The organism is Hafnia alvei (assembly GCF_034424155.1).
Classification (GTDB): Bacteria; Pseudomonadota; Gammaproteobacteria; order Enterobacterales; family Enterobacteriaceae; genus Hafnia; species Hafnia alvei.
The window spans coordinates 3264593-3284345 of sequence record NZ_CP139992.1; the positions used below are offsets into that span (position 1 = coordinate 3264593).

Annotated in this window: 15 protein-coding genes; 5 read left to right on the forward strand and 10 right to left on the reverse strand. The window is 51.5% G+C overall.

Annotated elements, in window-relative coordinates:
• Positions 1–94: 94 nt before the first annotated feature.
• From U0008_RS15365 to upp, 7 genes are all read right to left on the reverse strand, one after another.
• Complete coding sequence (locus U0008_RS15365) at positions 95–937, reverse strand: ChaN family lipoprotein (protein WP_043494745.1); 843 nt, start codon at positions 935–937, stop codon at positions 95–97.
• Between the two features lie 90 nt (positions 938–1027).
• Positions 1028–1492: a GNAT family N-acetyltransferase gene (locus tag U0008_RS15370; protein WP_043494747.1), complete on the reverse strand. Its 465-nt coding sequence runs from the start codon at positions 1490–1492 to the stop codon at positions 1028–1030.
• Between the two features lie 73 nt (positions 1493–1565).
• On the reverse strand, positions 1566–3845 hold the full coding sequence (gene maeB, locus U0008_RS15375) for an NADP-dependent oxaloacetate-decarboxylating malate dehydrogenase (RefSeq protein ID WP_040045460.1): 2280 nt from the start codon (positions 3843–3845) through the stop codon (positions 1566–1568).
• Between the two features lie 222 nt (positions 3846–4067).
• Entirely contained in the window at positions 4068–4670 is a 603-nt protein-coding gene (nudK, locus tag U0008_RS15380; protein ID WP_046450175.1) for a GDP-mannose pyrophosphatase NudK, read from the reverse strand.
• 109 nt (positions 4671–4779) lie between these two features.
• A complete protein-coding gene (gene hda / locus U0008_RS15385; RefSeq protein WP_025797440.1) occupies positions 4780–5487 on the reverse strand; it encodes a DnaA inactivator Hda in 708 nt (235 codons plus the stop codon).
• Positions 5488–5568: 81 nt separating this feature from the next.
• Positions 5569–6861, reverse strand: coding sequence for a uracil permease (gene uraA / locus U0008_RS15390; RefSeq protein WP_040045458.1), 1293 nt, complete (start codon positions 6859–6861; stop codon positions 5569–5571).
• Positions 6862–7123: 262 nt separating this feature from the next.
• Positions 7124–7750 carry a uracil phosphoribosyltransferase gene (gene upp, locus U0008_RS15395; protein WP_025797438.1) on the reverse strand — a complete coding sequence of 209 codons (627 nt, stop codon included), beginning with the start codon at positions 7748–7750 and terminating at the stop codon, positions 7124–7126.
• A gap of 315 nt (positions 7751–8065) precedes the next feature.
• Here upp and purM point away from each other — a divergent pair, with 315 nt between their 5' ends.
• The 3 genes from purM to speG all read left to right on the forward strand — a co-directional run bounded on the left by purM (position 8066) and on the right by speG (position 10476).
• Positions 8066–9106 (forward strand): phosphoribosylformylglycinamidine cyclo-ligase, encoded by a 1041-nt coding sequence (purM, locus tag U0008_RS15400; protein ID WP_043494898.1) that lies wholly within the window; start codon positions 8066–8068, stop codon positions 9104–9106.
• Positions 9107–9118: 12 nt separating this feature from the next.
• Complete coding sequence (gene purN / locus U0008_RS15405; protein WP_043494752.1) at positions 9119–9757, forward strand: phosphoribosylglycinamide formyltransferase; 639 nt, start codon at positions 9119–9121, stop codon at positions 9755–9757.
• A gap of 161 nt (positions 9758–9918) precedes the next feature.
• Positions 9919–10476 carry a spermidine N1-acetyltransferase gene (gene speG, locus U0008_RS15410; RefSeq protein WP_025797434.1) on the forward strand — a complete coding sequence of 186 codons (558 nt, stop codon included), beginning with the start codon at positions 9919–9921 and terminating at the stop codon, positions 10474–10476.
• A 706-nt stretch (positions 10477–11182) separates the two neighbouring features.
• Here speG and pstB read toward each other — a convergent pair.
• From pstB to U0008_RS15425, 3 genes are read right to left on the reverse strand one after another with little or no spacing between them, the layout of a single operon-like run.
• Complete coding sequence (gene pstB, locus U0008_RS15415) at positions 11183–11995, reverse strand: phosphate ABC transporter ATP-binding protein PstB (RefSeq protein ID WP_043494754.1); 813 nt, start codon at positions 11993–11995, stop codon at positions 11183–11185.
• A gap of 25 nt (positions 11996–12020) precedes the next feature.
• Positions 12021–13661: a phosphate ABC transporter permease PstA gene (pstA, locus tag U0008_RS15420; protein ID WP_043494901.1), complete on the reverse strand. Its 1641-nt coding sequence runs from the start codon at positions 13659–13661 to the stop codon at positions 12021–12023.
• Positions 13662–13702: 41 nt separating this feature from the next.
• Positions 13703–15892, reverse strand: coding sequence for an ABC transporter permease subunit (locus tag U0008_RS15425; protein ID WP_043494757.1), 2190 nt, complete (start codon positions 15890–15892; stop codon positions 13703–13705).
• Positions 15893–16109: 217 nt separating this feature from the next.
• On the opposite strand from U0008_RS15425, the gene ppk1 reads away from it, so the two are divergent.
• On the forward strand, positions 16110–18176 hold the full coding sequence (gene ppk1 / locus U0008_RS15430; RefSeq protein ID WP_025799777.1) for a polyphosphate kinase 1: 2067 nt from the start codon (positions 16110–16112) through the stop codon (positions 18174–18176).
• 24 nt (positions 18177–18200) lie between these two features.
• A complete protein-coding gene (gene ppx, locus U0008_RS15435; RefSeq protein WP_043494759.1) occupies positions 18201–19724 on the forward strand; it encodes an exopolyphosphatase in 1524 nt (507 codons plus the stop codon).
• Positions 19725–19753: the final 29 nt, after the last annotated feature.

Genomic DNA, 19753 nt, shown 5'->3' on the forward strand with positions numbered 1-19753 from the left:
CAATCATTTGGTCACGTTAGGCATAAATTTTCACTCCAGTTCAGAATGCGCCATTCACGGCGCATCCTCTTAGGCGAAAACATACAGGCCATAACTATGGCTTAGCTTTCTCCGTATACCACACGAAGTCCGCATTACTTTTGTCTACCTTAACGCCCTCTTCCGCTAGCATCACAACCGTTAACTCCGTCATCGGCGCAATATCTTCAATGTGAAGGGGAACTCCTAGCGCACGATTGGCGTGATAGCCACCGACGATGAGCAGCGCTGGCGTTGGTGCGGCAAGCAAGCTTTCTGCCATACGGCGATCGCGCTGCTGCTGAATAGCCAACATCGCTTCGGCCTGTTTAGGCTCTAATTTACCACCGTGTGACTCTTCGATCGTTTTCGTGATGGCTGCTTGCACCGACGGCTGAGTGCTTAGCGCACCGGTAACCGGAAGTGGATGCTCGTAGAATTTTTTGATTTCGCTGCGATCAAGATTGGCTGACAGCAACGGGTATGGCCCTTGCAGGGCCTCGGTGGCAACGCCGGAGTAGAGATCCCATTTCCACCCTTTCTGCCAAGCTGTTTGTTCTGTAATCTGCTGACCGGTCAACGTTTCCCCACGCTTGAACCGATCTTTCACCGCGTTCACTTTTTCTTGTTGGTTCGGCGTTATCATTTCCATTAATACGCTGCCCTGCGTGCGCTGGCGCGGAAGTTGCTCAACCAACCACTGCTCAATTTGATGATGCTGTAAATTATCGTGCTTTTCGCCAACGATGACGCGAGGCTGGGTGCTCAGCTTAGCAAGCAGCTGCTGTGGGGTAAGTTTTTGTCCGGTATGCAGATCGACGATATTGTCTTGCGGTACTGCGCTGATAGTCTGGGCGTGCTGGCCAATTCCGCAGGCGCTCAGCAGGAAAGCCGCCGCCAGTAGTCCAATCTTTTTCATGCCATAACCTTTGAGTCCATTAAGTTTCCATCTAGTTTAAACTTAATGATAATCATTGTCATATAACATTCACCGGCAGCGGCAGGTCAACTAGTCGAGATTGAGGCTCATCACAGAAACCCATTCGCCTGAGACTTCGCGTTTCTCAATTTCTTGCCAGCCCAATTTCTGATACAGGCTTTGCTTATCGGGGGTGTAAAGATATAGCTGTTTGATGCCTTTCTCTTGGGCGTGGGCTACACAGGCTTTGGTGAGTGCAGAGCCAACGCCTTTGCCACGGTGTTCCGGAGGCGTAAACACTTCACCTAGCCAGAATTTGCGCTCAGGACGATCGTCCAATTCATGAACAATCACGCTCGCGGTGCCCAGCAGTTGGCCATCCTCAACGTAAGCCACCAGAGTAAACTCTTCACTGTCTGGCTGATTACGCGTGATAAAGCGCTGCTGGATACCTTCCTGCGTGCTCCAACGCGGTAGGCTTGACCATTCCCAATGCAGCAATGCGGCTATTTGCGAGATATAGGGTGAGTTATCGTTAATTTTTGCAATCAACATAGCAATTCCCTCAGCAATTGAAATGCCGTCCGCGGTGCGCAGACGGCATTAGAAAACCCAACAATAACAGCTTTTACAGCGGTTGCGTTTGTGCTTCTACCACGGATAACGCCACCATATTAACGATGCGACGCACAGAGGCAATTGAGGTCAAAATATGCACGGGTTTGCTGACGCCCATTAATACCGGCCCAACGGTCACCCCCTCAGAAGAAGAAACGCGCAACAGGTTATAGCTGATACGTGCAGCCTCCATGTTCGGCATGATCAAAATGTTTGCCGCGCCCTTCAGCGGGCTGTCTGGCATGACATCATTACGAATACTTTCGACCAGCGCGGCATCACCGTGCATTTCGCCGTCGATCTCAAGCTCAGGCGCTGCGGCATTCACTAATTCTAGCGTACGACGCATTTTACGCGCGGCAGGACAGTCTGATGCCCCAAAGCTAGAATGAGATAACAACGCAACTTTCGGCTCAATACCAAAGCGGCGCACCGTCTCCGCCGCCATCAGCGTAATTTCAGCCAGCTGTTCAGCGGTAGGATCGTCGTTGACGTAGGTATCGGCAATGAAGGTGTTGCCGCTTGGTAGCAACAACGCGTTCATGGCACCCGCCACGTGCGCCCCTTCACGGAAACCAAACACGTTGTGCACCACTTCATAATGCTCGTGGTAATTACCGATAGTGCCGCAAATCATGGCGTCGGCCTCACCGCGTTGCAGCATGATGGCCGCAATCAGAGTCGGATTACCAATCACCGCACGACGCGCCTGCTCTTGGGAAACACCGCGACGCTTCATGATCTCGTAGTATTCACGCCAGTATTCGTTGAAGCGCGGGTCGGATTCGTTATTTACGATCTCAAAATCTTTACCCGCTTCAATTTGCAGGCCAAGCTTTTTCAGCCGCATTTCGATAACGTCAGGACGACCAACCAGAATCGGTGAAGCAATACCCAGCGTAACCAGCTCTTGGGTCGCATGTAACACGCGCTCTTCTTCACCTTCCGCCAGCACCACGCGTTTTTTCTCTTTCTTCGCCTGAGAGAAAATTGGCTTCATAAACAGGTTGGTTTTATAAACGAACTCGGTCAGATGCTCGATGTAAGCATCAAAATCTTCGATTGGCCGCGTCGCTACGCCAGAATCCATCGCTGCTTTAGCCACGGCTGGGGCGATTTTCACAATCAGGCGAGGATCGAAAGGTTTTGGAATAATGTATTCTGGGCCAAACGAGAGATCCTGATCGCCATAGGCGGAAGCCACAACGTCGCTCTGCTCTGCCAATGCTAAATCAGCAATCGCATGCACGCAGGCCAGCTTCATCTCTTCGTTAATGGTGGTTGCGCCAACGTCGAGTGCACCACGGAAAATGAACGGGAAGCACAGAACGTTGTTAACCTGATTTGGGAAGTCGGAGCGTCCCGTACAGATGATCGCATCGGGGCGAACAGCCTTAGCCAGCGGAGGTAAAATTTCTGGCTCAGGGTTAGCCAACGCTAAAATCAGCGGATCTCGTGCCATGGTTTTCACCATGTCTTGCGTCATTACGCCTGGCCCCGAGCAGCCGAGGAAAATATCCGCATTAGGGATCGCATCAGCAAGCGAGCGCCAGCCGTTATCTTTGATCGCATAGGCCTGTTTGCTTTCGGCCATATTCTCTTCGCGACCTTGATAAATCACGCCTTTAGAGTCACAGGCCGTGATATTTTCACGCTTCAGCCCTAATGCCACCAGCAGATTTAAACAGGCAATGGCCGACGCGCCCGCGCCAGAAACCACAAGGCGCACATCGCTAATCTGTTTTTTCACCACTCGCAAACCGTTAAGCACGGCGGCGGTACAGATAATGGCGGTTCCGTGCTGATCGTCATGGAAGACCGGGATCTTCATGCGCTCGCGCAGTTTCTTCTCAATGTAGAAACACTCGGGCGCTTTGATATCTTCAAGGTTAATACCACCAAAAGTAGGCTCCAGCGCGGCGACCACGTCGATCAGTTTATCAGGGTCGAGCTCATCAACTTCGATATCGAACACATCGATACCCGCAAACTTTTTAAACAAAACGCCTTTGCCTTCCATCACGGGCTTACCCGCCAAGGCACCGATGTTACCCAAACCAAGCACCGCCGTACCGTTAGAGATAACGGCCACTAAGTTTCCACGCGCGGTGTATTTATAGGCAGCAAGCGGATCGGCGGCGATCTCCAAACAGGGGGCCGCTACACCTGGGGAGTAGGCTAAAGCCAAATCACGCTGAGTAGCGAGGGGCTTCGTCGGAACGACCTGAATTTTGCCTGGAATTGGGAACTCGTGGAAATCAAGCGCACTTTGTTTTAATTGTTCGTCCATCGTAGGGTCCTTTTTTTACTTTATTTCATCGGTGTTTAACGCAAAGGAAACCCCACCAGTATAGTGAGCAAAACAACTTAATCTATGAAGCACGCCATAAACAACAAAACAAAAAGTGTTATTTATCGCAACAATTTGCTAATGGCTAGGAAACCAACAGGACATATCAGAAGGGAATACCGAAAGGGTGGCCCATCGTGTTCACGCTAGGCCATAAGCAGGTTAATTCATCCAGCCCTGAATTTGGGCGTACTGCAACAGCATGATGGTTTTGCCATCTTTAATCTCGCCGCTCTTAATCATTTCAAGAGCCTGCTGGAAAGGCAGCTCTAAGATTTCAATATCTTCATCTTCAATTCCGCCACCGGCCGCCACTTTTTGGCTGTTAGTGTACGGGGCCACAAAGAAATGAATAATTTCGGTTACGCCGCCGGGTGACATATAGGCCTCAAAGACTTTAGTCACTTGGCCAACTTCAAAACCGGTTTCTTCCATCGCTTCTCGACGCACGCAATCTTCTGGCGCATCGTTATCCAGCAGGCCCGCAATGGTTTCGATCAACAGACCGTCGCGGTTACCGTTAAGATAGGTTGGAATACGGAACTGACGAATGAGCACAACCGTTTTTTTCTCCACGCTGTACAGCAACAGCGTAGCGCCATTTCCACGGTCATAGACCTCGCGCATTTGGCGCACCGTGCCACCATTATGTCGCGTTAAATCATAGGTATATTGACGCAGGACTGCCCAATGATCGGATAACACCTTGTTGCTGATCATTTCAATTTTCACGCAGTACAACTCCCTTACAGATGCAGGGCTCATAAGATTCGAGCGGAAGAAGCAATGTACGCCAACGAATGTGGGACATCAATGCGAAGGAAGGCTCGAACCAGCCCATTGGCTTAGCCACGGAAGCCTAAGCGAGGGCTGTTTACAGCGATAAAATCTCTTTCACAAATGGAATAGTCAGCTTGCGCTGCGCCGTTATCGATGCATGATCCAGCTGATCCAGCGTCATAAAGAGCGTTCGCATTTCACGATCTAACCGCTTTAATAAGAATCGGCCAACGTCCTCAGGTAGTTCAAAGCCGCGTAGTTTTGAACGCAGCTGTAAAGCCAAGAGTTTATCTTCATCGCCGAGCGGCTGGAGTTTATAGATTTGTCCCCAGTCTAGGCGCGAAGCCAGATCGGGCAAATGAAGATTAAGCTGACGAGGTGGGCGATCGCCGGTGATCAGCAATCGGGTACGACCGGTTTCAAGAATGCGATTATAGAGATTGAAAATCGCCATTTCCCACTCAGCTTCTCCGGCGATGCATTCAATATTATCAATGCAAACCAAGGAGAGCTGCTCCATGCCATCTAACACTTCGGGCACAAAGTAGGCACGTTTATCCAAAGGCACATAGCCCACGGCTTCACCGCGCTGAGAAAGCTCTGCACAGGCCGCATGCAACAGATGGCTACGCCCTCCGCCCTCACGCGACCAAAAATAGATATAGGTACCATGCTCCTGCTGCAAAGCGCCCTGCAATGCGGCTAACAGAGAAGAATTCTCTCCCGGATAGAAACTCGCAAAAGTCTCGTCATCAGGCAAATAAAGTGGCAGTGAAAGCTGTGCCGGCGTGTTCAGAAGCACCTCAAACCAAAACAGGCAAAAAAACGCCGCCAGTTTAACACATAAACTGGCGGCTGTTGAGCGAGGATCGTCAGGATCAGATTAACGCGCAGGCGTTTGTTCTTCGTCTGCTTCGTCGAGGATCACTTCTTCACCACGAACCATGCTGATCACTTTGAATAACAGACTCATAGCAATACCGACAATCGTCGCCAGCGCCATACCTTTCAATTCAGCGGCACCAATGTGGATGGTCGCGCCGCTCACGCCAATAATCAAAATAATCGACGTCAGGATCAGGTTCTGCGCTTTGTTGTAGTCCACTTTTGATTCAATCAGCACACGAATACCCGATGCACCGATGACGCCGTACAGCAGCAGAGAGACACCGCCCATCACCGGCACGGGCACCATCTGAATAGCCGCTGCCAGCTTGCCGATACAAGACAGCAGAATAGCCAGAACCGCTGCGCCGCCAATTACCCAGGTGCTATACACTTTGGTAATCGCCATCACGCCGATATTTTCGCCGTAGGTGGTATTTGGCGTTGAGCCGAAGAAACCCGAGAACATGGTTGATAGACCATTTGCAAACATCGAGCGATGCAAACCTGGATCACGCAGCAAATCTTTCTTCACGATATTCGCCGTCACCACCAAATGGCCCACGTGCTCGGCAATTACCACCAGCGCAGCAGGCAGAATGGTCAGGATCGCAAACCACTCAAATTTTGGCGTATAGAAAGTCGGTAACGCAAACCAATGAGCTTCACGGATAGGCGTTAAATCCACCACGCCCATGGCAAATGACAGTGCATACCCTGCCAACACACCGATTAAGATAGGGATAATCGCTAAAAAGCCGCGGAACAGCACCGAGCCCAATACGGTCACCCCTAAAGTCACCATAGAAATGGTGATCGTGGTGGTATCTACCGATGCTCCGCTGGCTGGCAATAAGCCCGCCATATTCGCGGCAACGCCCGCAAGCTCAAGTCCGATAACCGCAACAATCGCCCCCATCGCCGCCGGAGGGAACATCACATCCAGCCAGCCCGTTCCGGCTTTCTTCACAATCAACGCCACCAAGCAGAACAGCGCGCCGCACACAATAAAGCCACCGAGCGCCAGCTCATAGCCTAAAGGTAACAGCAGCATAACCGGTGAAATAAAGGCAAAACTCGATCCCAAATAAGCAGGGATTTTTCCCTTACAGATAAATAAATACAGCAGCGTACCGACGCCGTTGAACAGCAAGACCGTCGCAGGGTTTATCTTGAATAGAATAGGCACCAGAACCGTTGCGCCAAACATGGCGAACAAATGCTGGAAGCTCAACGGAATCGTTTGCAAAAGCGGTGGGCGTTCGCTTACTCCGATGACGCGACGAGTCATGTTTTTTATCCTCTAAGTGATTTTATTGAATAGCCAGGTGTTGTGTTTTTAGCTTGGTCTACCCGCTTTAAGAATGCAGGGTATATACAGACTAATGCTGGTCACTGAAGCATGATTTTAGGGGAAGTACACCGATGGGGTCGTAGCAGCTTTAGCTGCCGGAGCGCCCCGCGGTGTGCTAGCCCCGTGTATCTCGATCTCTTAAACGATCGGCATTAGGGTATAGACCAAAAAAAAGCCGACTCTCAAGTCGGCTCAATCATTATTTCGTACCAAATATCTTATCGCCCGCATCGCCCAAGCCAGGAATGATGTACCCCTTCTCATTCAAGCCCTGATCGATAGACGCAGTGTACAGCTCAACGTCTGGGTGCACTTTTTCTAACGCCGCAATACCTTCTGGCGCAGCAACCAGTACTAATACTTTAATACTGTGACAGCCTGCTTTTTTCAGCAGATCGATAGTTGCAATCATAGAACCACCGGTTGCCAACATGGGATCAACCACCAGCGCCATACGCTCATCGATGTTTGAAACCAATTTCTGGAAGTAAGGCACAGGCTCCAGAGTTTCTTCGTCGCGGTAAACACCAACAACGCTGATACGTGCGCTTGGAACATGTTCCAGCACGCCTTCCATCATGCCCAAACCTGCGCGCAGGATTGGAACCACGGTGATTTTTTTACCTTTGATCTGATCGACTTCGACTGGACCACACCAACCATCAATTGTTACTTTTTCTGTTTCGAGGTCTGCGGTCGCTTCATAGGTCAGTAAACTCCCGACCTCTGATGCCAGTTCACGAAAACGTTTGGTGCTAATATCGTTCTCGCGCATCAAGCCCAGTTTATGTCTTACGAGCGGGTGTTTTACTTCGACGATCTTCATCATTTCATCTCCCAGGTTGCGGTCAGCGCAAAAAAAAATCGCGAGATTATAACGCCTTTTAAAATCCGCGCCACCGTTAAAATCATGATCCAGATCAGCTTAGATGAGATCTCCACTGTTTACAGGAAAAAATCAGATCCCCTTCACAAGCCGCTCGCAAACGTTTGCCTAGACTGTTAGAATTGCCGCGCTTTTGAATATTTCAGTGTGCGTTCTGTTATCCGATGCAAGTGCAAGCCGCACCGTTACTGAGTTAGCGGTTCCTCTTCACTCCTGATATCAGAACTCATCCTAACCGCCATGGGGATTTTCGCAGTGACCGACAAAACCGCTCTCAGTTATAAAGACGCAGGTGTAGACATTGATGCTGGCAATGCCTTAGTTGATCGCATTAAAGGTGTGGTAAAAGAAACTCGTCGCCCGGAAGTCATGGGTGGTCTGGGTGGATTTGGCGCACTTTGTGCCCTGCCGCAAAAGTATCGCGAACCCATTCTGGTTTCAGGCACCGACGGCGTTGGCACCAAATTACGTCTGGCGATGGATTTAAAACGTCACGACACCATCGGTATTGATTTGGTCGCGATGTGCGTTAATGACTTGGTCGTGCAAGGCGCCGAACCGCTGTTCTTCCTCGATTATTATGCGACCGGAAAATTAGACGTAGACACCGCTGCTAGCGTTATTACCGGCATTGCCGAAGGCTGCAAGCAGTCAGGCTGCGCGCTGGTCGGTGGTGAAACCGCTGAAATGCCGGGGATGTATCACGGCGAAGATTACGACGTTGCAGGCTTCTGCGTTGGCGTGGTTGAAAAGTCCGAAATCATTGACGGCAGCAAGGTTCAAGCGGGCGACGTACTCATCGCGCTGGGCGCAAGCGGTCCACATTCCAACGGCTATTCGCTGGTGCGCAAGATTTTAGAAGTCAGCCATACCGATCCGCTCAAAGAAGAGCTGGATGGCAAACCGCTGGCAGACCATTTACTGGCGCCAACCAAGATCTACGTAAAATCCATTCTTAAGCTGATTGAAGAACACGACATCCATGCGATTGCCCACCTCACCGGCGGCGGTTTCTGGGAGAACATTCCACGCGTGCTGCCAGAAGGCACACAGGCCGTTATCAATGAATCCAGCTGGCAGTGGCCATCGGTCTTTAACTGGCTGCAACAGGCTGGCAACGTCAGCCGACATGAAATGTATCGTACCTTCAACTGCGGCGTTGGCATGATCATCGCGCTGCCTGCTTCAGAGGTGGATGCGGCGATTGCGCTCATGAATGCCCACGGCGAAAAAGCATGGAAAATTGGTGCAATTGCGGCGTCAAATACCGATGAACGCGTTGTGATCAACGCCTAAGCGACTGAGCAAATGAAAAACATCGTCGTTTTAATTTCCGGCAACGGTAGCAACCTACAGGCATTAATTGATGCCTGTAACGATGGGCGCATCCGTGGACGCATCAGTGCGGTGTTCAGCAATAAGGCAAATGCCTATGGACTTGAACGTGCAGCACAGGATGGAATTCCCGCGCACTGTCTAGACCCAAAATCCTATGCCGACCGCGATGCTTTTGATCTGGCGCTAATGCAAGAGATCGACGGATACCAGCCGGATTTAGTGGTTCTAGCGGGCTATATGCGTATTTTATCTCCGCGTTTTGTGCAGCATTATCAGGGCAGGATGCTCAATATCCACCCTTCTCTGCTGCCCAAATATCCGGGATTACACACGCACCAGCAGGCGCTGAACAACGGTGATGAAGAGCATGGTACCTCGGTGCATTTTGTCACCGATGAGCTGGACGGCGGGCCGGTTGTTCTACAGGCCAAAGTTCCGATCTTCGAGCATGACAGCGAAGATGAAATTATTGAGCGTGTTCAGGTGCAAGAGCATTCTATCTATCCGCTGGTTGTCAGCTGGTTTATTGATGGACGCTTAAAAGCCAAAGACGATGCTGCATGGTTAGACGGCGTATGCTTACCTGCGCAAGGGTACGCGCCAGACTAAACCACGCTTCACTGCCGTTATAAACAAAATCCCTAGCCTTGGCTGGGGATTTTTGTATTTGCCGCCTTCAAGCAACTTGAATTATTTTGGGTATAATACAGTCTGTAGTATTCACTACATCGGCTATCCTGCTGAAACTTATGACAGTGAGAGGAATCAACATGTCCAGCGACAACAACGTCAGATTGCGCCCCCTGGAACGGGAAGACTTGACGTTCGTTCATCAACTCGACAATAACGCTAGCATCATGCGCTATTGGTTTGAAGAACCCTATATTGCCTTTGTAGAACTCTCTGAGCTGTATGACAAACACATTCACGATCAGAGCGAACGCCGCTTCGTGGTTGAACACGACGGGGTTAAAATTGGCTTAGTTGAACTGGTTGAGATTGACCATATTCACCGCCGCGCCGAATTTCAAATCATCATCGACCCTGCCCATCAAGGCCACGGTTATGCCAGCAAAGCGGCACAGTTGGCTTTGGATCATGGTTTTTCGGTGCTCAATCTCTACAAACTGTATTTAATCGTCGACAAAGAAAACCAAAAGGCGATTCATATTTACAGCAAGTTAGGATTCAAAATCGAAGGCGAACTGATCCACGAATTCTTTATCAACGGCGAATACCGCAACGCAATCCGTATGTGTATTTTCCAGCCGGATTATTTGGCGAAATATAAATCCCCTACCCCGCCGGTGAATCCGAATTCAATGTAAGGTTGGGGCGCGGAGCCTTAGTCCGCTTTTGCTTATGACGTCTTGGTGTAAGGTTTCGTCCGCCTATCAATAACAGCTATCACATATAGCTAAATCGAAGGCGTCCGATGAGGGGCGCCAGCGCGCGCCCCTTCAATCCTCGCGCTTTTATCCGAGACGCCATCTCCGCACCGGGTCGGCATGCGCCATCCCTGGCGCCTCCTCCCCTCGTGAAAACATCCTGTTTTCACTGCTCTAAATGCCACGACTTAAACTAAAAAACAGATAAAGTTTTTGTCTTTTGTCTTTTGTCTTTTGTCTTTTGCTTTTTGTTTTTTGTTTTTGGGTTTGACCTTCTCCGGCACGTTACCGGACAGCCGAGTGAATCATGCAGGTTAGGATTCGCCGACAGGGACGTCGGCGAAAGAACGGAGGAGCCAGGATGGCGATTGCCGTTCGTTCCGTTAAGACCGGAATGATGAAATGAGGGCACCCGCGTAGCGGGCTGGAAGGGGGTGCCAAGCCGGGTTGTTAGGGGGCGGCGATTGGCCCCCTAACACGGACGTCTGCACCATGCACAGGTAGAATTCGGAATTTTAGACGGACGTAACCTTTCACCACGCTTAAGCTATAACGGCGATTGAGCCGCTTGCTCGGACGCCTGCACAATGTATATGTAGGACTCAGTATCTTAGGTGGACGTAACACACCAAATCTATTGCATCTATCACCCATATCTCCCCGTAATATAATCTTCCGTCTTCTTCTGCCTTGGCGAGGTAAACAACGTATCAGTATCGGCGTACTCCACCACTTCCCCCTGATGGATAAACGCAGTGTAATCAGACACGCGAGCCGCCTGCTGCATGTTGTGGGTGACCAGCACCACGCTGTAATTTTCTTTAAGCCCAACTATCAGCTCTTCAATGGTCAACGTAGAAATAGGATCCAGCGCCGACGTCGGTTCATCGAGCAACAATACCTCGGGCTCAATCGCAATCGCGCGCGCAATCACCAAACGCTGCTGCTGGCCGCTGGATAATTTAAAGGCGTTATCGCTCAAGCGCCCTTTCACCTCATGCCAAAGCGCCGCCTGACGCAGCGCCCGCTCTACGGTTTCATCCAGTATCCGTCGATCGCGTATGCCGTTTAAACGCAGGCCATACACCACGTTTTCATAGATCGATTTCGGAAACGGATTGGGCCGTTGGAATACCATTCCGACGCGGCGGCGAAGGGCGGCAACATCAATATCGTCACCGCTCACACGGCTCCCATTGACGCTCACTTCCCCTTCAACGCGGCACTGCTCAACCAAATCGTTCATACGGTTAAAACAACGCAGCAGCGTTGATTTTCCACAGCCAGAAGGCCCAATCAGCGCCGTAACACGATTCTTTGGCAGCGATAGATTCACGTCAAACAGCACCTGCTTCGTGCCGTAAAACAGATTTAAATTTTTGGTCGCTAATGCCGTTTGCTCTGGCGGCAACTGATGCACATCCAGCAGGGGCAGTATTTCCGGTGCGGTTAAACCCACGGGCAGGACTCCTCAGAAAAAATAACTAGAGCGACAGCGCGCGATATTTCTCACGCAGGTAATGACGAATCGACATCGCGGCCAAATTTAGTCCCACCACCAGCGTCACCAGTAAAAATGCGGTCGCAAAGACCAGAGGACGGGCGGCTTCCACGTTAGGACTTTGCAACGCCCCGTCATAAACCTGAAACCCCAGATGCATAAACTTTCTATCCAGATGCAAATAAGGGAACACGGCATCAATCGGTAATTCAGGTACCGATTTCACCACGCCCACCAGCATCAACGGTGCGGTTTCACCCGCCGCGCGCGCAATGGCCAAGATCAATCCGGTCAGCATCGCGGGTACCGCCAGTGGTAAAACCACCCGCCGCAAGGTTTCCGCCTTGGTTGCGCCTAGCGCCAGCGAACCCTGCCGCAACGACGCAGGAATGCGAGCCAGCCCCTCTTCGGTGGAAACAATCACCACCGGCAACGTCAGCAACGCGAGCGTTAACGATGCCCAAAGCAGCCCCGGCGTTCCGAACGTTGGGTTAGGCAACGCCTCGCTGAAAAACAGCTGATCGATGGAACCACCCAGCACATAGACGAAGAAACCTAAACCAAAGATCCCATATACAATCGACGGCACGCCCGCCAAGTTGACCACGGCAATACGGATCAAGCGGGTGAACCAGTTTTTACGCGCGTATTCGTGCAGATACACCGCCGCAATCACGCCTAATGGCATCACGATCACCGACATCAGTATCACCATCAGCATGGTGCCAAAAAGCGCCGGAAAAACACCGCCTTCCGTGTTGGATTCGCGTGGATTATCCACCATGAATTTTTTAATCTGTTTCGCCCAGTGTCGAACCTTGCCACTGGTGCTCATCGCATTAGGCATCCATGCATCATGGATTTCATAAACGGGAATTTCTCGCTGAACGCCATTCATATCACGCAGCAGCAAGCTATCGCTTTTTTGGTCATGCTCAAGCGCTTCCAAGCGAATCATTAATTGCTGATGCTGACGTTCTAACTCCAGCCGTTCGGCACGAATCTGCGCCTGTAGGCGATCGTTCCACGTCCCATTCATCTCGGCTTGACGCTGACTTAAGCGCATTTTTTCAAACTGTGCGCTGATCGCCGAAAGCTGATGCTGGCGCAAATGCGCAATCTTCTGAGTCAACCCACGCGTGCGCGCAATGCTGCTCTGAAGATCGCGCACCACTTGCCGTCCCACCAGCGGTTGACCGTTTTCTAGCAGACCAATCAGATAACCATAGGCGTTCCCGTTGTGCTCGCGTTCAAGCACCAACAGATCCTTCGGTTTCCGCGTATGGCGAATATCCTGCGCCAACAGGGTAACAAAATCTTGGTTTTGCCATTCACGGTTGCCTGTTTTAATGAGATAACGCGGCAGCGTTGTGGGTGCATCCGGCGCAAGCTTGATGCCCGCGTCTAGCAGCTGCTGGCGTGGGATCTGATTTATCGCATAGCGTTCGCCAATAATTCGCTGGCCATTGTTCAGTTCAAATTCATAGACCGAATGTGGCCAGAAATAACGCATTCCCTGCCCTGCCAGCAACACAATCAGCCCCAATAACGCCAATAGGCTGATCGTGACCGCGCCCGCACTTAGCCAAATCCAAGGCCGCCCGCTATGGAACCACCGACGCATACCTTGCTGCTGATTCGGCGCTTGAGCAGTTTGCTGATGACTCATAATCCCTCTCGCTCAGCGCTATAGCGCGTACGCAGTTTTAAGCGCACCGTTTCAGCTAAAGTATTCACCACAAAGGTAAACATAAACAGCACCAGCGCCGTTAAAAACAGCACGCGATAGTGTGCGCTGCCCACTACTGCTTCCGGCATTTCAATCGCAATATTGGCGGCTAGCGCTCGCAGCCCTTGGAACGGCGTGTTATCCAACAGCGGCGTATTCCCTGTCGCCATCAAGACAATCATGGTTTCACCCACGGCGCGCCCAAGGCCAATCATCAGCGCCGAGAAAATCCCCGAGCTGGCGCTTGGCAAAAGCACCCTCACCATGGTTTGCCACTGGGTCGCGCCGAGGGCCAGTGAGCCTTGCGCCAACGAAGCAGGCACGCTGAACAGTGCATCTTCTGCCAGCGAGAAAATGACCGGAACCAATGCAAAACCCAGCGCAATCGCCACCACTAGCGTATTCCGCTGATCGTAACCATCACCTAAACGCTCATGCAGCGGCATTCCCCACAGCAAAATCTCAAGATGTGGAGCCAGCATAAACCACAGCGTCAGTAGCCCTGCGAGCACCGGTAGCAAAAGACAAACATCGAGGCGATAGCCTGAGCGCCGAGCCCACGTAGGGAAAATACGCGTCCACAGCGCGGCGCTGGCCACAATAATCAGAGGAACCAGAATCGGTAGCGCGAGCAATGCTAAAAGATGATTTTCGATAATAGGCGCGAGCCAAATCGCGGCCACTAAACCGATCACCACGGTGGGAAACGCGCCGATCATTTCAATCGCGGGTTTCACCACGCTTCGTTGACGGGGCGACATAAAGCATGCGGTGTACATGGCTCCGGCGACGGCCAACGGCGTTGCAAACAGCAACGCATAAAATGCGGCTTTCAAGGTGCCAAAAATCACTGGCCACAGGCTATATTTGGCCTGATAGTTATCGCTGCCGGAGGTGCTTTGCCACACATAGTCTGGGGCTGGGTGATTCTCAAACCACGTTGGCTTCAACAAGGTTTGCCAACTAATTTCCGGGTAGTCATTACTCAGTGGATACCAAAACGTCCCCTGTGCCGTTTCAGCCAATAACCCTTTCCCCTGCGGATCAAACCAGGCCGTTTTCACGCCAGGCTTAATCGATGCCCGTAACACCGCGTTCTCTCGCAGTGAAGAGTAAATGGCGAGCTCTCCCGTGGGCGCAATCGCGGCAAACACGCGGCGGTACGGTTCGTTAACCATCAGGCTACCGGCTAACGCAGGTTGATAACGACGGATCTGAGTCAGCTCGCGCTCGCCATCGCGTTGCACATCAAACCACTGACCGATCTGCCCTTGGCTGTTTTGTAGCAGAAGCGAACTTGCACCGGGTAAAAGCGCCATCGACACCATTTTTTGCTGATCAAACGTCAGCGTTTTCCCCACGCCCTCGAGCGCCGCATTCAGCGTGAACACCGTAAGGCTAGTTGGGCTCAACACAAACAGGCGACGAGCGTCGGGAGAAAGCAAAACCTGAGTGACCGGCGTATTTACCACGACCGGATGCACCTGCCAGCCCGTTGGCGTAGATTGCCCGAGCAGCAGGCGGCCATCCTGCGCAATGGCGGCAATAACCGGCCGCTTTTGCATCATGCCAAGACTGATTTGGCGTAAAGGCTGGTGTTGAGTATCGAAAACTTCTGGCGTAGCGCCGCGCAGATAGAGCCAGTCAGGCACAAAATGTCCGGTATCGCCCGTTTTTCCCACCGGATGAAACTGTGGGCTGACCAATAGGATTTTGCCATCGGCGGTGGCGAGCGCCGTTGTTGGGAGATCGCCATTCACCGACGCGCTCGCGCTCGGGGCTGACGGGGTGAATTGACGCGTCTGTAACGGCTGAGGATCTTTTCCCTGCGGCTGCAAGGCAATAAACATGCCTTTACCATCCGCATCGATTCGCCATGCCATTTGATGGGTGGCGTCAACGCCAACGGCAAGCGCCGTCGTATTTTGGGGCCAAAGAAGCGCCTGAGGCTTACCGATGCTCGCCGGTTTAAATAACGGCCACACCGCAACCAGCAGATACACAAAAATCAGCATCAGCATGGCTAACACAACCATTCCACCCGCACTCACGACGTAGCGCGTCAGACGATCTCGCCAAGCTCGGCGCTTATCACGCATTATTAACGCTGGAGTGGTGTGCTGCATGCATATTCCATTCAGAGGCCATCAAAAAGCAGGTAGCATAATATGGCAACATTGTTAACGCCACATTACTGTTTGGTCATTGGACTTTCTCGTCAACTTCTCGCCATAATAAAGGCAGACACTGGGTACTCCCACTTCTATACCCAAAATCATTGAATCGAGCGATACAGATTCAAGCGTGGCGGGTATATCGTCGCCGTTTAGTATTGGAGTCACAATGGGTCAGGAAAAGCTCTATATCGATAAAGAACTGAGTTGGTTGTCATTTAACGAACGTGTTCTACAGGAAGCCGCGGACAAGAGCAATCCGCTCATTGAGCGTATGCGTTTTCTCGGGATCTATTCCAGCAATCTGGATGAGTTCTACAAGGTCCGCTTTGCCGATCTGAAACGCCGCATTCTGATCAGTGAAGAGCAAGGCTCGACGGGCGCCTCACGACACCTCCTCAAAAAGATTCAGGCCAAGGTGCTGAAAACCGATCAGGAGTTCGATTCTTTATATAACGAACTGCTGCTGGAGATGGCGCGTAATCAGATTTTCTTGATCAACGAACGCCAGCTTTCAGAAAACCAGCAAGTATGGCTGCGCCAATATTTTAAAAATCATCTGCGCCAGCACATCACGCCGATCCTGATAAATAATGAAACCGATTTGGTTTCATTCTTAAAAGATGACTACACCTATTTAGCCGTCGAGATTATTCGTGGCCATCAGACAAGCTACGCGCTGTTGGAAATTCCGTCGGATAAAGTCGAACGTTTTATCATTCTGCCGCCGGAAACCCCTCGCCGCCGCAAGCCAATGATTCTGGTTGATAACATTCTGCGATATTGTTTGGATGATATCTTCAAAGGCTTCTTTGATTACGACGCCTTGAACGCCTACTCCATGAAAATGACCCGCGATGCTGAATACGATCTGGTCACGGAGATGGAATCCAGCCTGATGGAACTCATGTCATCAAGCCTGAAACAACGCCTAACCGCTGAGCCGGTGCGCTTTGTCTATCAGCGTGATATGCCTGATGAATTGGTCGAATTACTGCGCCAGAAGCTCGGGATCTCCTCCTACGATTCCGTCATCGCAGGCGGGCGCTACCACAATTTCAAAGACTTCATCAAATTCCCTAACGTGGGCAACGCCAACTTAGTAAATAAACCGCTACCGCGCCTGCGCCATATCTGGTTTGATAAATTCCGCAACGGTTTCGACGCCATTCGCGATCACGACGTGCTGCTCTACTATCCGTATCATACGTTCGAGCACGTGCTTGAGCTGCTACGTCAGGCGTCCTTCGACCCGAGCGTGCTGGCGATAAAAATTAATATTTACCGCGTGGCTAAAGATTCTCGCATCATCGAATCGATGATTCACGCGGCGCACAACGGTAAAAAAGTCACCGTGGTAGTTGAGCTACAGGCGCGTTTCGACGAAGAAGCCAACATCCACTGGGCGAAGCGGTTAACCGAAGCCGGTGTGCACGTTATCTTCTCGGCTCCAGGTCTGAAAATTCACGCCAAACTGTTCCTGATTTCGCGTAAAGAAGGCGACAACATCGTGCGCTATGCGCATATCGGCACCGGTAACTTCAACGAAAAAACCGCGCGCGTCTATACCGACTACTCGCTGCTCACCGCCGATGCGCGTATTACCAACGAAGTGCGTCGGGTGTTTAATTTCATTGAAAACCCGTACCGCCCGGTCAGCTTTGAACACCTGATGGTATCGCCACAAAACTCGCGCCGTATGCTGTATCAGCTTATCGATCAGGAAATTACCAGCGCACAGGCCGGACTCAGCGCAGGGATCACCCTGAAGCTGAATAACCTCGTAGATAAAGGCTTAGTTGATCGCTTATATACCGCCTCTTCAGCCGGGGTCAAAATCCGCCTGCTGGTGCGTGGCATGTGCTCGCTGGTGCCTAACATCCCGGGCGTTAGCGACAACATTCAGATCACCAGTATCGTCGATCGGTTCTTAGAGCATGCGCGCGTCTATGTATTTGAGAATCATGGCGATCCGCTGGTTTATCTCTCCTCGGCCGACTGGATGACCCGCAACATTGACTATCGTATCGAGGTGGCCGTTTCGCTGCTCGATCCCACGCTGCGCCAGCGCGTGTTAGATCTGCTCGAACTGCAATTCTGTGACACCGTTAAGGCGCGGTATCTTGATAAAGATCTCAGCAACCGTTATGTTCCGCGCGGAAATCGCCGCAAGGTGCGATCTCAGTTAGCGATTTATGATTACCTCAAGGCCCTTGAACAGCCTGATAACCAATAACAATTACAGACTTATAGGCCGCTTATGCCGCTAAATCATTCCAATAATAAACCGCAGGAAATTGCTGCAATCGATCTGGGCTCCAACAGTTTCCATATGGTTATTGCCCGTATCGTGAACGGCGCGCTTCAGGTTCTGGGACGCCTGAAGCAACGAGTCCATCTGGCCGATGGCCTTGATAGCAATAATATGCTCAGCGAAGAAGCCATGGAGCGCGGCATTGCCTGCCTCGCGCTGTTTGCTGAACGTTTACAAGGATTTCCTGAAGAAAACGTCTGTATCGTCGGTACGCACTCACTGCGCCAAGCCGCCAACGCCGAGGAATTTCTCAAGCGGGCAGCGAAAGTGATTCCGTATCCGATTGAGATCATCTCTGGCCACGAAGAGGCGCGACTCATTTTTATGGGCGTGGCGCACACGCAGCCAGAAAAAGGCCGCAAGCTGGTGATCGACATCGGCGGCGGCTCTACTGAAATGGTTATCGGTGAAGACTTTGATCCACTGCTGGTTGAGAGCCGTCGGATGGGCTGCGTGAGTTTCGCGCGCCAATTCTTCCCTAACGGCGAAATCAGCAAAGATAACTTCCAGCGCGCTCGTTTAGCGGCGGCGCAAAAGCTGGAAAATATGGCGTGGCAGTATCGCATTCAAGGCTGGCAATCAGCGCTCGGTGCGTCCGGTTCCATTAAAGCCGCTCATGAAGTGTTGATTGCACTGGGTGAAAAAGATGGCCTCATTACGCCGGAACGCCTTGAACTGCTGCGTAATGAAGTGCTTAAGTACAAGCGTTTCAGCGAATTAGCCTTACCGGGGCTTTCGGAAGATCGTCAGGCGGTGTTTGTGCCTGGGCTATCAATTCTTTGCGGCGTGTTTGATGCGCTGGCGATTAAACAGCTGCGGCTGTCGGATGGTGCGCTGCGTGAAGGCGTGCTCTACGAGATGGAAGGACGTTTCCGCCATCAGGATATTCGCAGCCGAACCGCGCGCAGCCTTGCGGAACACTACAATATCGATCACGAACAAGCCTATCGCGTGCTCAGTACGGTACAACAGCTTTACGCGCAGTGGATGGCGCAGAACAGCAAACTGGTTCATCCACAGCTAGAGGCGTTGCTCAACTGGGCCGCCATGCTGCATGAGGTAGGTCTGAGCATTAACCACAGCGGCATGCACCGCCACTCAGCCTATATTCTGCAAAACACCAACCTACCGGGGTTTAATCAGGAGCAACAATTGTTGCTGGCGACGCTGGTACGCTTCCATCGTAAAGGTGTGAAGCTGGATGAACTGCCGCGCCTGACGTTGTTCAAGAAAAAGCAGTATATCCCGCTAATCCAAATCCTGCGCTTGGCGGCGTTGCTGAATAATCAACGCCAGTCCACCACTACGCCAGAATCACTGGAGCTTGAAACCAACGGTTTTCATTGGATCCTGCGTTTCCCACAGGGCTATCTGCAACAAAATAACCTCGTGCAGCTCGATGTAGAAAAAGAGCAGTCATACTGGAAAGACGTGGAAGGCTGGAGTTTGCTGGTGGAAGAACAGCTGTAGTCACTACCAATGCCCCTCCTTTGGTTGGG